Source organism: Neobacillus niacini (assembly GCF_036961885.1).
GTDB lineage: Bacteria > Bacillota > Bacilli > Bacillales > Cytobacillaceae > Neobacillus > Neobacillus niacini_H.
On record NZ_JBALNQ010000003.1, the window covers coordinates 53,290 to 72,553 of the forward strand.

22 protein-coding genes and 2 riboswitches are annotated in these 19,264 nt (G+C 37.2%); of the genes, 12 read left to right on the forward strand and 10 right to left on the reverse strand.

All coding sequences use genetic code 11. The features are described from left to right. The first annotated feature begins 146 nt into the window (after positions 1-146). On the forward strand, positions 147-410 hold the full coding sequence (locus V7124_RS02275; protein ID WP_335409387.1) for a hypothetical protein: 264 nt from the start codon (positions 147-149) through the stop codon (positions 408-410). 202 nt (positions 411-612) lie between these two features. On the opposite strand, the gene phaC (V7124_RS02280) is transcribed toward V7124_RS02275, so the two are convergent. From phaC (V7124_RS02280) to V7124_RS02290, 3 genes are all read right to left on the reverse strand, one after another. Continuing rightward, complete coding sequence (gene phaC / locus V7124_RS02280) at positions 613-1,701, reverse strand: class III poly(R)-hydroxyalkanoic acid synthase subunit PhaC (RefSeq protein WP_335485739.1); 1,089 nt, start codon at positions 1,699-1,701, stop codon at positions 613-615. 56 nt (positions 1,702-1,757) lie between these two features. Continuing rightward, a complete protein-coding gene (gene phbB, locus V7124_RS02285) occupies positions 1,758-2,501 on the reverse strand; it encodes an acetoacetyl-CoA reductase (protein WP_335485473.1) in 744 nt (247 codons plus the stop codon). Between the two features lie 80 nt (positions 2,502-2,581). After that, on the reverse strand, positions 2,582-2,986 hold the full coding sequence (locus V7124_RS02290) for a polyhydroxyalkanoic acid synthase subunit PhaR (RefSeq protein WP_335485475.1): 405 nt from the start codon (positions 2,984-2,986) through the stop codon (positions 2,582-2,584). A gap of 357 nt (positions 2,987-3,343) precedes the next feature. Between V7124_RS02290 and fabG the strand changes: the two genes are divergently transcribed. Further along, positions 3,344-4,078, forward strand: coding sequence for a 3-oxoacyl-ACP reductase FabG (gene fabG / locus V7124_RS02295; RefSeq protein ID WP_335485478.1), 735 nt, complete (start codon positions 3,344-3,346; stop codon positions 4,076-4,078). A 240-nt stretch (positions 4,079-4,318) separates the two neighbouring features. Here the strand turns inward: fabG and phaC (V7124_RS02300) are convergent, their stop codons facing one another. The 5 genes from phaC (V7124_RS02300) to qoxA form a co-directional block, all read right to left on the reverse strand. Then, on the reverse strand, positions 4,319-5,419 hold the full coding sequence (gene phaC / locus V7124_RS02300) for a class III poly(R)-hydroxyalkanoic acid synthase subunit PhaC (RefSeq protein ID WP_420490498.1): 1,101 nt from the start codon (positions 5,417-5,419) through the stop codon (positions 4,319-4,321). A gap of 122 nt (positions 5,420-5,541) precedes the next feature. Continuing rightward, positions 5,542-5,823, reverse strand: a complete 282-nt coding sequence (qoxD, locus tag V7124_RS02305; RefSeq protein WP_335409395.1) for a cytochrome aa3 quinol oxidase subunit IV — start codon at positions 5,821-5,823, stop codon at positions 5,542-5,544. Position 5,824: 1 nt separating this feature from the next. Then, a complete protein-coding gene (gene qoxC / locus V7124_RS02310) occupies positions 5,825-6,421 on the reverse strand; it encodes a cytochrome aa3 quinol oxidase subunit III (protein WP_335485482.1) in 597 nt (198 codons plus the stop codon). A gap of 3 nt (positions 6,422-6,424) precedes the next feature. Beyond that, positions 6,425-8,368 carry a cytochrome aa3 quinol oxidase subunit I gene (qoxB, locus tag V7124_RS02315; protein ID WP_335409398.1) on the reverse strand — a complete coding sequence of 648 codons (1,944 nt, stop codon included), beginning with the start codon at positions 8,366-8,368 and terminating at the stop codon, positions 6,425-6,427. Between the two features lie 40 nt (positions 8,369-8,408). Further along, positions 8,409-9,329, reverse strand: coding sequence for a cytochrome aa3 quinol oxidase subunit II (qoxA, locus tag V7124_RS02320; protein ID WP_335485485.1), 921 nt, complete (start codon positions 9,327-9,329; stop codon positions 8,409-8,411). 309 nt (positions 9,330-9,638) lie between these two features. On the opposite strand from qoxA, the gene V7124_RS02325 reads away from it, so the two are divergent. From V7124_RS02325 to V7124_RS02335, 3 genes are all read left to right on the forward strand, one after another. Continuing rightward, a complete protein-coding gene (locus V7124_RS02325; protein WP_335409403.1) occupies positions 9,639-9,944 on the forward strand; it encodes an iron-sulfur cluster assembly accessory protein in 306 nt (101 codons plus the stop codon). Between the two features lie 144 nt (positions 9,945-10,088). Beyond that, positions 10,089-10,841 carry a Cof-type HAD-IIB family hydrolase gene (locus V7124_RS02330; protein ID WP_335409405.1) on the forward strand — a complete coding sequence of 251 codons (753 nt, stop codon included), beginning with the start codon at positions 10,089-10,091 and terminating at the stop codon, positions 10,839-10,841. Between the two features lie 376 nt (positions 10,842-11,217). Beyond that, the gene (locus V7124_RS02335; RefSeq protein ID WP_045515670.1) at positions 11,218-11,418 is read left to right on the forward strand and encodes a cold-shock protein; all 201 of its coding nucleotides are present in this window, start codon (positions 11,218-11,220) and stop codon (positions 11,416-11,418) included. A gap of 170 nt (positions 11,419-11,588) precedes the next feature. Here V7124_RS02335 and V7124_RS02340 read toward each other — a convergent pair whose 3' ends face one another. Then, complete coding sequence (locus tag V7124_RS02340) at positions 11,589-11,792, reverse strand: YwbE family protein (protein ID WP_335409408.1); 204 nt, start codon at positions 11,790-11,792, stop codon at positions 11,589-11,591. Then, on the reverse strand, positions 11,792-11,995 hold the full coding sequence (locus tag V7124_RS02345; protein ID WP_335409409.1) for a hypothetical protein: 204 nt from the start codon (positions 11,993-11,995) through the stop codon (positions 11,792-11,794). The genes V7124_RS02340 and V7124_RS02345 overlap by 1 nt, the downstream gene beginning before the upstream one ends. 191 nt (positions 11,996-12,186) lie before the next feature. Here V7124_RS02345 and V7124_RS02350 point away from each other — a divergent pair, with 191 nt between their 5' ends. The 7 genes from V7124_RS02350 (at position 12,187) to V7124_RS02380 (ending at position 19,257) form a co-directional block, all read left to right on the forward strand. After that, positions 12,187-13,233, forward strand: a complete 1,047-nt coding sequence (locus V7124_RS02350) for a serine hydrolase (protein WP_335409411.1) — start codon at positions 12,187-12,189, stop codon at positions 13,231-13,233. 54 nt (positions 13,234-13,287) lie between these two features. Next, the gene (locus tag V7124_RS02355) at positions 13,288-14,145 is read left to right on the forward strand and encodes an oxidoreductase (RefSeq protein ID WP_335485489.1); all 858 of its coding nucleotides are present in this window, start codon (positions 13,288-13,290) and stop codon (positions 14,143-14,145) included. A gap of 63 nt (positions 14,146-14,208) precedes the next feature. Beyond that, positions 14,209-14,355, forward strand: a riboswitch (FMN riboswitch). 178 nt (positions 14,356-14,533) lie between these two features. Next, positions 14,534-15,193 carry a riboflavin synthase gene (gene ribE, locus V7124_RS02360; protein ID WP_335409415.1) on the forward strand — a complete coding sequence of 220 codons (660 nt, stop codon included), beginning with the start codon at positions 14,534-14,536 and terminating at the stop codon, positions 15,191-15,193. 34 nt (positions 15,194-15,227) lie between these two features. Then, positions 15,228-16,361, forward strand: coding sequence for a 3,4-dihydroxy-2-butanone-4-phosphate synthase (gene ribB, locus V7124_RS02365; protein WP_335485491.1), 1,134 nt, complete (start codon positions 15,228-15,230; stop codon positions 16,359-16,361). Between the two features lie 26 nt (positions 16,362-16,387). Beyond that, positions 16,388-16,855 carry a 6,7-dimethyl-8-ribityllumazine synthase gene (ribH, locus tag V7124_RS02370; RefSeq protein WP_335409418.1) on the forward strand — a complete coding sequence of 156 codons (468 nt, stop codon included), beginning with the start codon at positions 16,388-16,390 and terminating at the stop codon, positions 16,853-16,855. 73 nt (positions 16,856-16,928) lie between these two features. Then, a riboswitch (cobalamin riboswitch) is annotated at positions 16,929-17,118 on the forward strand. 158 nt (positions 17,119-17,276) lie between these two features. Beyond that, positions 17,277-18,233 carry an ABC transporter substrate-binding protein gene (locus V7124_RS02375; protein WP_335485494.1) on the forward strand — a complete coding sequence of 319 codons (957 nt, stop codon included), beginning with the start codon at positions 17,277-17,279 and terminating at the stop codon, positions 18,231-18,233. After that, positions 18,199-19,257 carry a FecCD family ABC transporter permease gene (locus V7124_RS02380; RefSeq protein WP_335485497.1) on the forward strand — a complete coding sequence of 353 codons (1,059 nt, stop codon included), beginning with the start codon at positions 18,199-18,201 and terminating at the stop codon, positions 19,255-19,257. Before V7124_RS02375 ends, V7124_RS02380 begins: the two co-directional genes overlap by 35 nt. Positions 19,258-19,264 lie beyond the last annotated feature (7 nt).

The window sequence follows — 19,264 nt, forward strand, 5'->3', positions numbered from 1 at the left end:
TTGCTTGTTTTTGTTTCTTGCAATAAAGTTAATAAACATTTAAAGAAAAGAAAAAGTCAAGAATAATGAATTGTTTTTAAAAAAAGTTTGACAATTTTGTGAACACAGTGAATAATTAATAATATATAGAAAGGGGATATGTTGTTATGGGGACAAGGGAGAAATTACTTAATGCTGTGACTTATGTTGGTCTTTCCGTTCTTACAATTGGAGTTATGGCTTTTATTTTGGGTTTTGTTGTAACCGATTTCAACTTGTTGATTCCAATAGGAATTGGTACATCTGTAGGGGCTGTATTTATTTTTCTAATTGGAGTATTTTTGGTCGTAACAGATGAGATGTTAGAAAGAACAAATAGGGGAACGAAGGTAGTCCCATTTAAACCAAAAAATGGTGCACCCTTGCAATAGGAGTTTCAGTGCCATGCTTAAGTGAGTAATTAATAATTAGCTTGAAGTTAACGTAGAAATAAAGCTTTTACAATTATTGTATCCGCTTTCATAAAACTACTTGACTACTATAAAAAATTTAATATAATAAATATTAATACTATCTTTATGGTAATTAAAAAAGTGCTCTTTAAAAGGAGCACTCATCTGTTAGTACTTAAAATCAGTTAGACCGTTCAGACAGCCATTCACTAATGGTGGGATACGTTATTTTTGTTGCTTGACTGCCAAATGTAATGGACGTATGACCTACTGGTAAATTCAAATATTGCTTATCCATACTAGATATAGAATCCATTAATCCTTCAACCATATGCGGTTGTGCGATCAAGTCATTTTGTCCGGATAGATTCAGGACATTTGCTTTGATATTTTTTAAATCAACTCTTTGACCACGAACAACTAATTCACCTTTAATCAGCTTGTTTTTCTGATAGAAATCTCTTATCCACTGACGATAGGCCTCACCAGGGAATGGAATGCCATCATTTAACCATTTTTGCAGCAGTTTAAAGCTTTTAATAAACTTTTCATTATCAGCTCGATCGACAAGACTAACATAAGGTCCATAGAAATTTGCCATTGGTTTCATTAATTTATTTCCCATGTCAATCATTTCAGGTGGAATAACACCGAGTGTATCTACTACTTTATCAACATCAAAAAATTTCTCATTTAGCATTTCACCGTAAGACCCGGAATTCTCAAAATCAAATGGGCTAGTCATGAATACAAGATTACGGATCGGTAATTCAGGATGTAATGCAGCAAAAATGGATGTCATCGTGCCACCCATACAATATCCGAGGAGGGACACTTCATCAACATTGGATTTTTTCATTACTTTTTTTACAGCCCGCGGGATGTAGTCCATTATGAAATCATCTAGTTTCATATGGCGGTCCTCATAACCGGGTGTACCCCAATCAAGTAAATAAACATCAAAACCCTTATTAACTAGATATTCTACTAAACTACCGCCTTTTGTTAAATCCAAGACATATGGTTTATTAATGAGGGCATATACCATGAGTAATGGAATTTTATGTTTTTTTGGCTGATCGGAAATATAACGATATAGCTTCGTCTTATTTCTCGTCCAAACGACTTGTTTTGGTGTTGGAGCTACTTCAGGTTCGCCATCAGATGTAAGCACTTCAGAAGCCCTATTGATCCGTTTTAGAAATTTTTGATATTCTTCGGGATAGAATTGAGCGTATTTTTCCCATTCATTTGTCGTAAGCGTATTGATAGCTGCTCACTCCTTCCATTATTAATACAAAATCGATATGTAAATCTTACTAACACTTACATATATAATCCGCCATTAATATTTAGTTGCTGTCCTGTAATATAATCACCATCTTTACATAAGAACACAACGCCACGTGCAACTTCTTCCGGTTTTCCTAAACGTTTTTGGGGAACTTTTGCCACAATACTCTCGAGAACTTTTTCTGGAATTGCTTGAACCATCTCGGTTCCAATAAATCCAGGACAAATTGTATTTACCGTTACATTGCTTCTGGCAAGTTCAAGAGCAAGTGATTTGGTGTATCCAATAAGGCCGGCTTTTGCCGCTGCATAGTTCGTTTGCCCAAATCCGCCAGCTTGCCCAATAATGGATGAAATATTGATAATGCGTCCTGCATCCGATTCCTGAAGGTAAGGCAATGCTGCAGATGTTGTATTGAAAACACTGTTTAAGTTAACATCAATTACTTTTCTCCAGTCTTCTTCAGTAAGCTTTTTAAATGTACTGTCTCTTGTAATTCCTGCGTTATTTACTAGGATATCCAATTTGCCGAAATGCTCGACTGTTGCATGAATGAGGTAGTTCGCTTGTTCACAATTGGAAACATCCGCTTGAACAATCAAGGCTTCTCCGCCAAACTCATTTATTTCAGCTAGGATTTTTTCGGCTAATTCTTTTCGAGTTACATAATTAAGTACAATTTTCACACCATTTCTAGCTAACTCCAGTGCAATTGATGCACCGATCCCTCTGCTGCCGCCTGTCACAATCGCTACTTTGTCACGTAATTCTGTCATTTTAATGCCTCCATTAATACTAGATAAGTACATTAACTCTCTAATGATCTAATCAATTTATAACATATCCTTACAATGAATTATTTTGTTCCTTCTGATACTTTTAGCAAGGTAAGAATTTGATTCATTTTACTATCGAGATTCTTCATATCCTTCTTAATTGCGGCTAATTCTTGTTTGAAACTAGAAGGGTCTATTTGATTGGCGCTGCTATCTTCCAATAATTCTTCTAAGTTATCAACTTTTGCATCAACATTGACAACTAATGAAGATAGATTGGCAAGATCATTACGAGATGGAATATTCACTATTTCTAGGTATTTTTCAGTACTTTCATCAATTAATTTTTTGTACATAAGATTCATTTCCATTACTTGGGCAATGCCCTTAGATGGGAAGTTCTCCTTAATCGTTTCATCAAAATAGCTGCTGGACTTAGCATAGTAATCCTTCCAGATATCAAAAAGGTTTGTTTCTAAAGTCATTATTATTCCTCCTTGTTTGTTTTAATCGACATGTCTATCATACTAATTACCAAGAAAGAAATGAAGGGCAAATATTCGAAATTGTCTTAAAATATTAATGCCTTTTTTGACAAAATTCTTCACTTTTTTTGTGAATCTTAAGTATTGCTTTCGCTAGGTGTTAAATACATATATCGACACTTTTTTTATATTAAAATAGTAAACTTTATTAAACTCAGTTTATTCCTATAGGTTCGTGTTATGTAGAACGTGGGATTACGATTTGTTCTTTTCTTTCAACTGTAAGAATAGTATGAATTGTTGAATAATAAATTGCCGGTGTGTGAAGATGAATAATCTCAACAAGAGGTGATGTATTTGCAATTCAAGGAAAAAGTGGTTGTTATTACTGGTGGCGCTCTGGGTATCGGAAAAGAAACGGCAATACAATTTCTTCAAGAAGGAGCCAAGGTAGTGATATGCGATTATGACGATTCAGCCGGCAGGAAATTACTTGAGGAGCTAAATCATGAGAATCTGACCTTTTTGAAGGTGGATGTCACTGACAGTTCGCAAATAGAAGAAATGGTCCAAACAACGATTGAAAAGCACGGGAGGATTGATGTTCTAATCAACAATGCCGGGATTACTATGGATGGGTTTCTAACAAAAATGAAGGAAACAGACTGGGAAAAAGTGATTGCCGTTAATCTTTCAGGAGTATTTAAATGTACAAAAGCGGTTGCGCCAATCATGTTAAACCAGGGGTCTGGTGTTATTCTTAACGCTTCTTCTGTAGTGGGATTATACGGAAATATTGGTCAAACAAATTATGCAGCCACTAAGGCTGGAGTGATTGGTTTAACAAAAAGCTGGGCAAAAGAATTCGGGCCAAAAGGGATCAGGGTAAATGCTGTTGCACCGGGATTCATTGAAACAGGGATGACTGCAGCAGTTCCAGAGAAAATTCTTAACAGTATGAAGGAAAAAACCCCTCTTAAGAAGCTTGGTAAACCAGCAGATATTGCTTCTGCTTATCTTTTTCTAGCATCTGATCAAGCCAATTACATTAATGGGGCAGTCTTAAGTGTTGATGGAGGTCTAGTTTTATAGCAGAAGTGATCTATACAACGTTCAAGTTTTTAGTAATTTTTGGTGTGGTAATTATTTTGAAAAAACTTCTGCTCTACACTTACAAATATTAACAAAAAATGTTAGACATTGCATTTATCATGAAATTTGTTGAAAATAGTCAAAAGAAAATTTTAAAATGAAATCGCCGACGGGAAATATTATCTCCCGTCGGCGATTTGTATTTTATTGATATTTTTATTCTTTGATAACTATATTTTACTAAGCAATTGACCTCTCAGCCAGCCAATCTCCGATAGTGGGGTATGTTATTTTTGCAGCTTGGGCTCCAAATGTGATGGAGGTATGACCAACTGGCAAATTTTTGTATAATTTATCTTTACTGGAGATAGCATTCATTAAAGCCTCGACTTGATGAGGTTGAGCAATGATATCTTTTTGCCCAGCTAAATTTAACACATTTGCTGTGATTTCTCTCAGGTTGACCTTTTGACCACGAATGACAAGTTCTCCTTTTATCAGCTTGTTCTTTTGATAAAAGTCCCGAATCCATTGACGGTAGGATTCGCCAGGAAAGGGGATGCCATCATTAAGCCATTTTTGTAAAAGTTTAAAGCCTTTTACAAAATCTTCATTGTCAGCACGCTGATATAGACTAATAAATGGGCCATAGAAATTTGCCATTGGTTGAATCATTTTGTTACCAAAGTCAATCATATCAGGTGGTATATTACCCATGGTATCCACTACCTTATCAATATTAAAATAACGTTCATCTAACATCGCTCCATAAGAACCTGTATCCGAAAAGTCAAATGGGCTGGTCATAAAGATTAGATTGCGGATTGGGAGTTCTGGATGTAGTGCTGCAAAAATAGAAGTCATGGTTCCACCCATGCAATAGCCTAGGATGGAGACTTCAGCAGCGTTTGATTTTCTCAAAACTTTTTTAACAGCTCGTGGGATATAGTCCAAAATATAATCATCAAGTTTCATATTTTTATCTTCGATACCAGGTGTTCCCCAATCAAGGAGGTATACATCGAAACCACGGTTAACCAGATACTCGATAAGGCTGCCACCTTTAGTTAAATCTAGGACATATGGTTTATTAATGAGGGCATAGACCAATAGTAGCGGTATTTTAAATCTTTTTGGCTGTTGGGGGATATAGCGGTATAGCTTTGTCTTATTTTTTGTCCAAACAAGTTCTTTCGCTGTTGGTGCAACTTCGGGTTCGGAATCGGTTGTTAACACTTGCGTAGTTCTTACACTTCTTTTTATATACTTTTGGGTCTCCTTAGGAAAATACTCAGCAATATCATTCCATGATTTTTCAACAAGGATACTAATGGTATTCACTCCTTTCAAAAATTACTTCAAGGTTAGTATATAGTGAAAATTACACCTATATGACTGTAACAAAGGAATATAAAAACGCTGTTGATGTAAAAATCAACAGCGTTTCTTTATGATTACTTTATCTACATATCCCAAACCATTGCAAGCAACGTTCCAAGTACAGTAACGAGTGCGATGACTAAGCCATAAAAGACATTGGTGTAGATTGCACCTTTATCCTTTGTCTCACCAGCATGCATAAATACTACGAGCTGGAGTCCTGCTTGGATAAATGCTGTTACAAGAAGAATGGTCATTCCTACTGCAAATGACATATCTAAAAAGTAAACAGCTAAAGCAATAGTTGTCAGGAGTAAGGAAAATACAAAACCAAGTACTTGTTTCATTGGAAATAATTGGCTCATATTACATCATTCCTTTCAAATAGATGAAGCTGAAGATGAAAATCCAAACGACATCTAGGAAATGCCAATAAAGCGAAAAGATGAATGCTTTATTGGTTGTCTGTGGAGTGAATCCACGTTTTTTCACTTGAAGGATAATGAATAATCCCCAAAATAAGCCAAGTGTAACGTGTACACCATGTGTGCCTAATGTTGTTAGGAGTGCTGCAGTAAAGGCACTCGTTTGAATTCCTGCTCCTTCGTGAACATACGTAACAAACTCAAAAATCTCTACACCTAAAAAGGCAAGCCCAAGAAGAAGGGTGATTGAGAAGAAAGAAATCATAGCCTTTTGCTTTCCAATTCTCATCGCATGAATACCAAGACCAACCGTAAAGCTACTTGTTAATAATAAAAATGTCTCAAGGAGCACAGGTGTGATTACGAAAATCTCTGCTCCAGTTGGTCCGCTGCCAGTTCTATTTTCTAAAGTGAAATAGGTTGCAAACAGGGTAGCGAAAAGCATAATCTCTGCCCCAAGGAAAATCCAAAATCCTAAGATTTTTAAACTGTTTTCTTCGGTACTATATTCCAATGGAAGCGAGTTATCTATTTTCATTTTTTAAGCACCTCGCAAATTTGTTTCTGTTTCTTCAATTTCTTTTACAGAGATATAACGGCCGTGGTCTTGTTCAAATGACCTTAGGGCCATACATCCGAAAATTCCTAAAGTCGTAACAATGACAGGAATCCACAAGCTAAAAATAAAGGAGAAGCCCCAAACAAAGAAAATACAGCTCATGATGAATGGGATACCGCTATTATTTGGCATGTGAATTTTTTTGAATTCACCTTTAAATAGGACATGACCATTTTTTTTCGCATCCCAATATGCTTCATTCGTACGGACATCTGGTAAAATCGCAAAATTGTATTCTGGTACTGGTGTATGTGTAGCCCACTCAAGTGTACGAGCATCCCAAGGATCGTTACTGATGTCTCTGGATTCATATCGAGTACTATAGTAGATATTGTAGACGATTAACACAAAGCCAATGGCCATGATTGCCGCTCCTACAAATGAAATCATATTCATTAGACTAAATCCAGCAGCTTCAGAGTACGTGTACATTCGGCGTGCCTGACCATCCAAACCTGAAATATACATAGGCATGAAGGATAAGATAAAGCCGATTGAAAGCAGCCATGCAGTCCATTTTCCAAGTCTTTCATTTAACAAGAAGCCAAACATTTTTGGCCAATAATAATGAAGCCCTGCAAGCATTGCGAAGACAACACCTGGAATAATAACATTATGGAAGTGAGCAACTAAGAACATCGTATTATGATACTGATAGTCAGCCGCAGACATCGCAAGCATTACCCCGGTAACTCCGCCAAGTGTAAACAATGGAATGAAAAGCATGCTGTAAAGCATTGGTGTGGTAAAAACAATCTTTCCTTTTCTTAAGGTGAGCAGCCAGTTAAAGATCTTAACTCCTGTCGGAACAGCAATCGCCATAGTTGTAATCGAGAAGATACTGTTGGTTAATGCTCCTTGCCCCATAGTAAAGAAATGGTGCGCCCATACAAAGAAGGAAAGAAGGGAAATGATCGCCATCGAACCAACCATAGATTTATAGCCATACAGGTTACGACGTGCAAACGTTGAGATAACCTCACTATAAATACCAAATGCCGGCAAGATTAGGATATAGACTTCAGGATGTCCCCAAACCCAGAAAATGTTGGCCCAGAGCATATCCATACCGCCATTATCCATTGTGAAGAAATTTGTTCCAAATTGACGATCCAATGTTCCCATTGCAAGTAAAACGGCTAAAACTGGGAATGCGAAAACGATGATCACGTTCGCAATTAAAGCTGACCAGGTAAACATAGGCATTTTCATTAATGTCATACCAGGTGCTCTCATTTTGAGAATAGTAGTGATAAAGTTAATACCGGTCATTAAAGTACCAATACCCGCAATTTGGATCGCTATCATATAATAATTGGTACCTACAGATGTGCTAAATTCGTTACCTGCAAGCGGAAAATAAGATGTCCAGCCTGCGTCAGGCGAGCCGCCGACAACGAATGAAATGTTAAATAACATCGCACCCATAAAGAATAGCCAAAAGCTTAATGCGTTTAAACGTGGAAATGCCACGTCACGTGCTCCGATCTGTAATGGAACAACAAAGTTCATAAAGAACATAATGAATGGCATTGCCATGAAGAGAATCATAACAATTCCGTGTGTTGTGAAGATTTCATTGTAATGCTGTGCGTCAAGCAAGGTGTTTTCTGGAACAGCCAGCTGGGCACGCATCATTATAGCGTCTACGCCACCTCGAAATAGCATGAGGAGGGCAGAGAGCAGATACATAATACCGATTCGTTTGTGGTCAACGGTTGTTAACCATTCACGCCAAAGGTAACCCCATTTTTTAAAATAAGTTATCCCGGCAATCACTGCGATGATGGTAAGCCCTATGGCTGCCATTGAGGCATAAATCGCAATACTTGGATGTGGAACGGCAAATCGATCAAAGAAATCCATTTATAAATATCTCCTTTCAATGGAAGATTACTTGTTTAAATTAATGACTCGTACTTTCGTGTTTTGTTTGGGAATCTGTGTGAGATTCTGTTTTAGTTGTTTCTGATGATTCTTCTTCGTTATGATTATGACCGGCTGGAGGCGGCGAAAATTCTAGGTGTGTCCCAGTATATGTTTGCTGCCCAAGATGTCCAGGTACTAAAAGTTCCTCGAATTTTTCCTCAGTAATTGGTTTTGCAGTTTCATTAACTTCTTTTACCCAATCGTCAAAATCATCTTGAGACATTGCTGTTACGTTGAAGGTATTTTCAGCAAATCCTTTACCTGAAAAGTTAGCGTTTCTTCCCATGAACTCTCCAGGAACATCTGCCGCTAAATGTAAGGTTGTTACCATGTCAGCCATGGCATATTTTTGTCCGCCTAATTGCGGAATCCAGAAGCTTGTAATAGGTCCGTGAGAATAAAGTCTGAATTCAAGTGCTCGGTCTGTTGGTATATATAAGTAGTTAACTGTTTCAATTCCTTCTTCTGGATAACTAAAGTGCCATTTCCAGTTAGAGGATGAAGCATAAACTACTAAAGGCTTAGTGTCTTCGTATCCCTTTGGTTTTGCCTCAACAATATAGTTACTTTGAACGGATACATAAGAAAGGAATGCAACGATTAATACTGGAATACCTACCATTACGACCTCCACCCAAACGTTGCCTTCAATATGTGGTGGTTCATAATCTGCTCTTTGTTTAGAAGCTCGGTATTTTACCAACATGAAGACTAACATTGAGAAAACCACTATAACTATCACAGCCATTAGTCCAATGGACATAAGGATATCACTGGCTTGCCTTTCTGCTTGAGGACCTTTAGGGTCCAATACAAGTAATGGTTCACAGCCAGATAATACGGTGATGATTGTAAAAAACACTGAAAAGAAAGCCACTTTAAAACCCTTTTTGTGCATGTTTTTTAACTCCTCTCATTAAATGTCATTGTAGTTGTTCGTGAATTTGTTCACAAATTCAGATGGAATTATCTGAATTAATTACTACCTAATAATAATTACATAATTAGTGTTATTATTTCCGTACCACAATATTAACAACAAAGGTGTGATGTTTATATACGATTTTTGAAAAATTTGTGACAAATTTGTTAAGGTTTTTTATTCCAAGGATAGGAATCCTTTGGGGAATACACGTATAAAAATTTGTCTATTTTTATATATTAATGGGATAATGTATATGAATACATAGGAATAGGAGAGACACATATGAAAGTCAAAATCAATCGCCATGCTGCGAAAGCGTTGAAAAAAATGATGGAAGGTGAAGAAGCTCAAGGGAAATTATTCCGAGTTTATGTAACCAATGTGCATGGTGATCATGCTCATTATGATTTAATGCTTGATACACCAACTGAACATGATGAAGTGGTTAAAACCGACAAGGATGTTGATATTATCCTTGATACACGTGATGAATTTTTAGATGGAGTTTGGATTCAAATGTTCCATGTTCCAAAAGAAGAATGGCTGATAACAAATCCATCAAAAGGTGACCATCACCACCATCATTAATGAATAAATAAATGGAATAAAACAACCAGTCATAATGAAAAATCCCTGCGAAAAATCGTGGGGATTTTCTTTATGCAATATTTTGCGATCATTCAACTTGGTGTTACTCTAATAAATGTATAGTTTTAAAGGAGTTGAACATATATGGAGAATTATCTAAATGATAATGAGATTAAATTAATTGCGCTTGATATGGACGGAACGCTATTAAATGATCAACATGAAATCTCGGAGGCAAACCAACTGGCCATTAAAGAAGCACAGGAAACTGGAGTTTATGTAGTTTTAAGCACAGGTCGCTCGCTTAGAAAGTGTGAGCGTCATGCTGACTCACTTTCGCTAAGCTCTTATTTAGTGACGGTAAACGGAAGTGAAATTTGGGATGATAAAAGAGGATTAGTGGAAAGAAATCTTGTGAAATCTGAATCCATTCAATGGATGTTAGAACTTAGCCATAAGCATCAGGTAAGGTACTGGGCGATTACGACAAATCGTAACTGGATTGATGAAATGCCTGATGATATCCATGCAGAAGAATGGTTGAAATTCGGCTTTAATAGTAAGGATGAAGTAACACGGGATACAATTCTAAAAGAACTCCAGGCTAGAGAAGAGTTTGAATTAAGTAACTCGACTCCAACAAATATAGAGGTAAATCCTTCCGGAATTAATAAGGCGAGAGGGCTTAAGCTAGTATGTGAGCGTCTCGGAATTGACATGAAGAATGTTATGGCGGTGGGTGATAGTCTTAATGATCTAGCGATGATTGAAGAAGCCGGATTAGGAATAGCGATGGGAAATGCCCAGGAAATTGTAAAGAATGCTGCAGCTTGGGTGACGTCAACGAATAATGAGGATGGCGTGGCAAAAGCAATCCGTAAATGGGTTCTTAATTAATATTGTATAAGATGATAACAACAATATCCGGTCAATTTTATTTTTTAAAAATAAGGCTGTGTTAAAGAATATTGTTGATATTAAAACCTGTTGATTTGAGCGGAAGGCGCTCGACTCCTGCGGGAGGACGGGGCAGGGGAGACCCCGCAGGCGCTTCAGCGTCGAGGAGGCTCCCCGGAACGCCCGCGGAAAGCGTAGCGCCTGGAGCTCGAATCAACAGCCAGGTTTAACACAGCCAAAATAAAATTAAAACAATTGTGAAATACTTAATATACAAGTGGAAATTGTTTAAAATTAATTTCTCTTGGTTATAATAATCGGGCAAGACTATATTGCAATTTCATGTAATTGTTACATGCTAGGAGGAGCTACAAAAATGGAACATGGTAAAGTAAAATGGTTTAACGGTGAAAAAGGCTTTGGATTTATCGAGCGTGATGGAGGAGACGATGTTTTCGTTCATTTCTCAGCTATTCAAGGCGAAGGCTACAAAACGTTAGATGAAGGTCAAGAAGTGACGTTTGAAATCGAGAATGGACAACGTGGTCCACAAGCGGTTAACGTACGTAAAGCATAATCTACCTTCAACCTTCAAAACAGACTCCAAATGGTGAGTCTGTTTTTTTAATGCAAAAAAAAACCTCCACTACTATGTGGAGGTTCAATATGTGATAAGTAAAATGGTTATTTCTATTATAGACTAAACTTAGATGAGGCATACCTTATGAAGGTTTATTTTACTCAGTATTAAGACTTTGAAGCAATTATTTCCTGTACTCTGCCAACTTGACCATCCGTTAACCTTACTTTAATTCCATGTGGATGGGTGCTCGAGTTTGTTAAAATATCTTTTACGACACCTCTTGTCAGCTTCCCGGTTCTTTGATCAGCCTTTAAAACAATAGCAACCTCGGTTCCAGCAATGATGTCCTTCCTATTTTTCCCGTTCATTAAACACCCATTTTTCTACGTGTATTACTCACTTTTTTAGTCATCTGGCTTTTCATTTTTTTTGTATCTTGAAGGCTATTACCACTGTTATTTCCGGCTGCTGCTTTATTCTTTTTATTTTCTAGCTGCTGCTTCATTGCTTCCTGCAGACTCATTTTCTTTTTAGGTTCTTCGTTTTGGTTTGTTTGATTGTTTTCTGACATAAGTAAATCCTCCTGAAAATATATACGACCTTATATACAGTATAATCTATTTTTTCTTAAATTAACAAGTGCTTGAAAATAGGAGTAAGTTTCTTTTTGTTTTCTGAATAAATTATTATAGTATAAAAATTCCGACAACATTTGCACTTCCCTTATATTAAACTAATTTCATTACTAGGGGGGAAGAGGCAGTGAAAAAAAAGATTATTATTATACTTAGCTTTTTAATAGTAATTTCTCAAAGTATGTATGGCCACGCTAAAGAACCTGATGATAATCTAAAAGAGTTGCAGACAAAATTGGAAGAGTACATAAATCCTTGGCAAGGGAAGATTACAGTTCTTTATCAGAATTTGATATCGGGAACGACCTATTCCCTAAATAGTGAGAAGCAAATACCAGCCGCTAGTACCATTAAATTCCCCCTAGCTCTATACATAATGAAACTTGCTGACCAAGGTGAACTCGAGTTAACTGAAAAATTAACTTATCAACCTCATCATTATTTCGGTGGAAGTGGGGTCATTCAAAATGATAAGATTGGGAGTAGTTATACAATCGAAGACCTTGTAGAGAAAGCGATGGTCTATAGTGATAATATAGCTTTTATTATGCTTAAGGAACGAGTGGGTCAGAATCATTTCATTGCATTTATGAAAAGTTTAGGTGCCACAAATGCCTATCCAGGCGGGCAGAATGTAACGTCCGCGAGTGATTTAATTCTCTATGCGAATGAAGCATACCATTTTTCTCAGGTAAGTGAAAATGGAGAAAAATTATTAGACTATCTCGAAAATACCATTTATAACACTACCATCCCTAAAGGAATACCTAACAAGAAAATTGCTCATAAAGTTGGGATGATTCCAAAGGATCTAATTTACAATGATGTTGGAATCGTGTCTGATGCGGAACCTTTTGCATTAGCTGTCACGACCAGGGGAATTAGTTATGAAAAATCACAGGAGGTCATCGCAAACATCGCTACAATCATTAATACCCATCATGAATTAATTGTGAAGGAAAAGAACAACTACATAACAATGGAAATCCCTGCGAGTAAAATTAAAAGTATTTATATTGATGAGCAGTCTAATCCGAAATTTAAAAGTGGTCAGTTTGGTAAAGGATTTTTTGAAAAGTATATTAGTCCTTGGAGCACCCCTAATAAAAAAAACACGGTTACGTTTTATCAGAGCTTTTTATCAATAAAGCGAAATCTTTACGCAGACCTATAAAGGTAAAGATTTTAAACAAAACGATGGGAGCTTAAGTTAAAGGGAGATAAACATATGAATAACAAAACAGCTGTCGTAACCGGTACCTCAAGTGGTTTTGGATTAATCACGTCAATTGAGTTAGCGAAAAAGGGTTTTACTGTGATTGCTACGATGAGAAATGGCAGCAAAAACACTGACCTATTACTAGAGGCTAGGAAGTATGGAGTTGAATCCAAGATCATCGTTCATGAACTAGATGTTACCGATGAAGTGTCAATCCAAAAGTTCCAATCACGTATATCCGAGGATTTCGGAAGAATAGATATATTAATTAATAATGCTGGCTTCGCGGGTGCAGGTTTTGTTGAAGAAATATCGATGGAGGAGTATCGAAAACAGTTTGACACAAATGTCTTTGGTGTTATAGCAGTTACGAAAGCTTTCCTGCCCATGATGAGAAGACAAGGTCAGGGGTGTATCATTAATTTAAGCAGTATAAGCGGTAAGGTTGCTTTTCCGGGATTATCACCTTACATTGCCTCCAAGCACGCCATCGAAGGCTGGAGTGAAAGTCTTCGCTTAGAAATGCAGCCATATGGAGTGAAGGTCGTATTGATCGAACCAGGTTCCTACAAAACAAATATTTGGTCAACAGGCAAACAGGTAGCTATAGAATCAATGCAGTCACACTCTCATTATCAGGATTATATGAAAAGTATTGAAAGCTATATTGCACAAGGAGAAGATAGTTTTGGTAACCCGCTTGAAGTGGCGAAAAAAATAGTCGAGATAGCAGAAATGAAAAATCCCAAAATGAGATACCCAATTGGCCGTGGAGTAAAAGCTTCAATTGTTTTGAAGAATCTTTTACCATGGATGCTTTGGGAAAAGATAATTATAAGTAAATTATTTGCAAAAGGAGGAAAATGACGAAAATAATCTTTATTTTTAGCATTTCTTGCTATAATAATGTACACTAATGATATAGTTGAATAATTCCTTCGGGGTCAGGTGAAATTCCTAACCGGCGGTGATGAAGCAAAGCTTCTTAGTCCGTGACCCGTTTAGACGAATGTTTAAGCGGTGGATCTGGTGAAACTCCAGAGCCGACAGTTAAAGTCTGGATGGGAGAAGGAAAAAGTTTAGTTTAACAAAGGGCGAAGTCTACCCTTTTTTAAGCCTTATTTTCTTATTGCCTTTTTCCAAGGACCCTGATGTTTCCATTCTTCAGGGTCCTTTTATGATTCTTTTCAGCTATGTATAAAGTAATGAAAAATTTTTGCATTCCTTGCAAAGAATAAGAAGGGAGGTAAAAGCAATGTTTACCGGTATTATTGAAGAACTAGGTGTAGTAGGAAATATCCAGCGAACGGGAACGTCTTTTGTTTTAACGATTAAAGCAAATAAGATCTTAGATGACATCCATCTTGGGGACAGTATATCTGTAAATGGTGTATGTTTAACTGTCACTAGTTTTTCTAATAAGCAGTTTACCGTGGATGTCATGCCAGAAACTGTAAAAGCATCAAGTTTAAGTGCGCTAAAGCGTGGCTCTAAGGTAAATCTAGAACGGGCAATGGCAGCCGGGGGGAGATTTGGAGGTCACTTCGTATCCGGACATATTGATGGAACAGGATTGATTTTAAGTAAAAAGGAACTTGAAAATGCCATATATTACGAAATTGAAGCACCGGTTGACATACTCAGGTATGTAATCGTTAGGGGATCGATTACCGTAGATGGTACAAGCCTAACGGTATTTGGAATAACCGATGAAACCTTTACGTTATCACTCATTCCCCATACATTGTCTGAAAGTATTATAGGACTAAAAGATCCAGGAGATATTGTTAATTTAGAATGCGACATGATTGGAAAGTATGTCGGGCATTTTTTATCCGCTGGATCAACGAATGTAAGCAACAAGAAGGCTTCAAGTATTAGCGCACAATTCCTGGAGGAAAATGGGTTTTATTAGTTACATATACATTAATAGAGAAAGGGGAGATAACATGTTTGATCCTATCGAAGAAGCATTAGCGGATTTAAAAATCGGTAAAGTCATCATTGTTTGCGATGACGAAGATAGAGAAAATGAAGGAGATTTTATTTCCTTGGCTGAAAAAGCTACACCCGAGGTCATCAATTTAATGGCTACGCACGGCAGAGGCTTAATTTGTGTACCCGTTGATGAGGAGTTAGCCCGAAAACTAGAACTATTTCCAATGGTGGCAAATAACACAGATGCACATGGAACGGCCTTTACCGTCAGTATTGATCATAAATTCACAACAACGGGAATATCAGCGTTTGAGCGTTCTGCAACCATCATAAGCATGCTTGAACCGGAAGCAAAGCCTTCCGATTTCTTGAGACCTGGCCATGTTTTTCCTTTGGTGGCGAAAAATGGGGGCGTGTTGAGAAGAACAGGTCATACTGAAGCAGCAGTGGATTTGGCAAGATTATGCGGTTCTAAGCCTGCAGGAGTCATTTGTGAAATCATGAATGAAGATGGAACGATGGCACGAGTTCCTCAATTACGGAAAATAGCTGATGAACTAAACGTTAAATTGATAACCATTAAGGACTTGATTGAATATCGCAATAAAAAAGACAAGCTGGTTAGTCGTCAAGTGGAAATAAATCTACCAACTGATTTTGGTATTTTTAAAGCTGCAGGTTATTCAAACGATTTGGACGGAAAAGAACATTTAGCGTTAATAAAAGGTGAAATTGATCCGGAAAGACCTATTCTTGTCCGCGTTCATTCAGAGTGTATACCAGGCGATGTTTTCGGTTCTGACCGTTGTGAGTGCCGGACACAATTGAATGCTGCCTTGAGTCAAATTAATCAAGAAGGTAGTGGAGTTTTTCTATATATGCGTCAAGGTGGTAATGGAATAATTAATAAATTGCAGTCATATCAGCACCATGAAGCAGGCAATGAGCAAGTGGGGTCAAATGAATCAGCTTTACGTGAATTTGGCATTGGTGCCCAGATATTAAGAGATTTAGGGGTTAGAAAAATGAAATGGTTAACGAATAACCCGAGGAAAATTAAGGGCCTTAAAGGTTATGATCTCGAAGTCGTTGAAACTGTTCCATTGCAAATGGAAAAACAAAAGGAAAATGTAAAACTAAAATAAACAACACGAAAGTTGGAGGTATTATCATGGGAAAAATTTATGAAGGTCATTTAGTAGGCTCAGGTTTAAAGATTGGTATCGTGGTAGGACGATTTAATGAATTTATTACAGGCAAATTGCTAAGTGGCGCACAGGATGCCCTCAAAAGACATGGTGTAAGCGAAACAGACGTGGATGTTGCTTGGGTGCCAGGTGCATTTGAAATACCTTTAGTTGCTCAAAAAATGGCCAATAGTAAAAAATATGATGCCATTATTACATTAGGGACGGTCATTCGTGGCTCGACTCCTCATTTTGATTATGTATGTAGTGAAGTTGCCAAAGGTGTTTCTAAAATTAATTTAAGCAGTGGCATCCCTGTTGTGTTTGGTGTTTTAACAACTGATTCCATTGAGCAGGCGATTGAGCGTGCCGGAACGAAAGCTGGAAATAAAGGCTGGGACTCTGCAACTGGAGCAATTGAAATGGCTAACTTATGCAGAAGTTTCGAATAATAAAATTTTTTTGAAGAAATTTGTAAGAAAATGATACATTTTATTATCTTTCCTATATAATAGGTCTATCATAATAAAATATTGAAGAATAGGTGCTGAAAATCTATTAAGGTTTTTAGCTTAAAAGGGAAGTTTGGTTAAAAGCCAACGCGGTCCCGCCACTGTAAATGGGAGCAACCTACAAAATGTCACTGTCATATGATGGGAAGACGTAGGAAGCAATGACCATGAGCCAGGAAACCTGCCTAATTCTTTTGCGCCAAAGGAACCTGCGAGGATAGGGGTGTGGACGACTAGAATCATTTTACTTTACTTTTTGTATTGGAATCTAATCAAACCAACATCTCTACGTTGCCGTAGGGATGTTTTTTATTTTGGTGCATAATTTATATGATGCTATTACTACATAGGGGGAAACAAAATGAAAAAATTATCTACACTTTTATTTCTACTATTGTTAACAATAGGAGTATTGACAGCTTGTGGGGAACAAAAAGAACAGGTCAAGGAACAAAACAATGGGAACAGTAGTAAAACAGAAGAAACTGCTTTTCCGGTTACAATCAAAGACGCATTAGACAATGAAATAACGATTAAAGAAAAGCCAGAAAAAATTGTATCTTTAATCCCAAGTAATACAGAGATTGCTTTTGCCTTAGGACTTGGAGAAGAAATTGTTGGAGTCTCCAATTTTGATAATTACCCAGAAGAAGTTTCTACAAAAGAGAAAATTGGCGACCTTAGTGTGAATATCGAGAAAGTTATTTCCTTACAGCCCAATTTAGTATTAGCACACGCTTCAACGGACTTAGGCGAAGGACTTCAACAGCTAAGAGATTCTGGAATAACTGTCTTAGTTGTAAATGATGCACAAACTTTCGACCAAGTCTATGATTCGATTGCGATGATAGGGAAAGCTACTGGTGCAACTAAAGAAGCTGACAATCTAACTAAAGATATGCAGGCGAAATTAGCTGAAATAAAAGACAAAGCGGCGAAAATAACGGATAAGAAAAAGGTGCTTGTTGAGGTTTCAGGTGCACCGGATATTTTTACAACAGGGAAAAATACCTTCATGGATGACATGATTAGTATTATAAACGCCGAAAATATTGCTAACGACCAAGAAGGTTGGATTAAAATAGATGAAGAAGCAATGATTACCCGAAATCCAGATGTAATCATTACTACTTACGGATATTATGATAATAAAGCTGTGGAGAAAGTCTTAAGCAGAGTAGGCTGGGAAAATGTCAATGCGATTAAAAACAAGCAAGTCATCGATGTAGATTCTGATCGTGTAACCCGCTCAGGTCCAAGGATTGTAGAAGGAGTAGAGGAACTTGCAAAAGCTGTCTATCCGGAAGTTTTTAAATAATAAGTTCATTGCCTATTTGGCAGCAGGAACCTTCCTCTTTCTTTCAATTTTATTAGGAATATCGATAGGAACCGTTTCGGTTCCTATCTTTTCTATCCTTCAAATTATTACCGCAAAACTAGTTGGATTTATTTCATTTGATCAAATCGATCCAATGTTCTCAAGTATCGTCTGGAATATCCGATTACCACGGGTCATTCTTGCTGGACTAGTAGGGGCATCTCTAGCGATTGCGGGAGCAGCCTTTCAAGGTCTACTAAGAAACCCATTAGCAGATCCTTACACGTTAGGAGTATCTTCAGGAGCGTCAGTCGGGGCTGTGTTAACATTGTTTTTTCAAATTTCGATTCCATTTGTGGGTTCATTTACACTGCCATTATTAAGTATTCTATTTTCGTTTCTGACCATTTTCTTAGTACTTACTTTTGCTCGAAAAATTGAACGTTCCATGAAGGTTGAAACCATTATTTTAACGGGCATTATTTTTAGTTCTTTTCTTGGTGCGATCATATCACTGATGATCGCCTTAACAGGTGATGAGTTAAGACAAATTATTGGCTGGCTTTTGGGAAGTGTCTCAATGAGGGGCTGGGAATACATAAAGATTATTTTGCCATTTTTTATAATTGGCTCAGCAATACTTATTTTTAATGTAAAGGAATTAAATGCCATGTCCTTTGGAGAAGAACGTGCACAGCATTTGGGTGTTAATGTTCAAAAAAGAAAACTGTTAATCTTGACCGCAGGATCCATTTTAACAGGAGCTGCTGTTGCGGTTTCAGGAACCATAGGTTTTGTGGGACTGGTGATACCGCATTTATCAAGGTTATTATGGGGGCCTGACCATAGGCATTTACTCCCTTTGTCAATAATTACTGGTAGTGGATTTTTAATATTAGCTGATCTAATTTCAAGAACGGTCATATCTCCTACCGAGTTACCAATTGGAGTCATCACAGCATTAATTGGTGCCCCAGTATTTGCATTAATCCTTTTACAAAAGAAGAAGGAAGGAAAGAAGTGAATAAAGA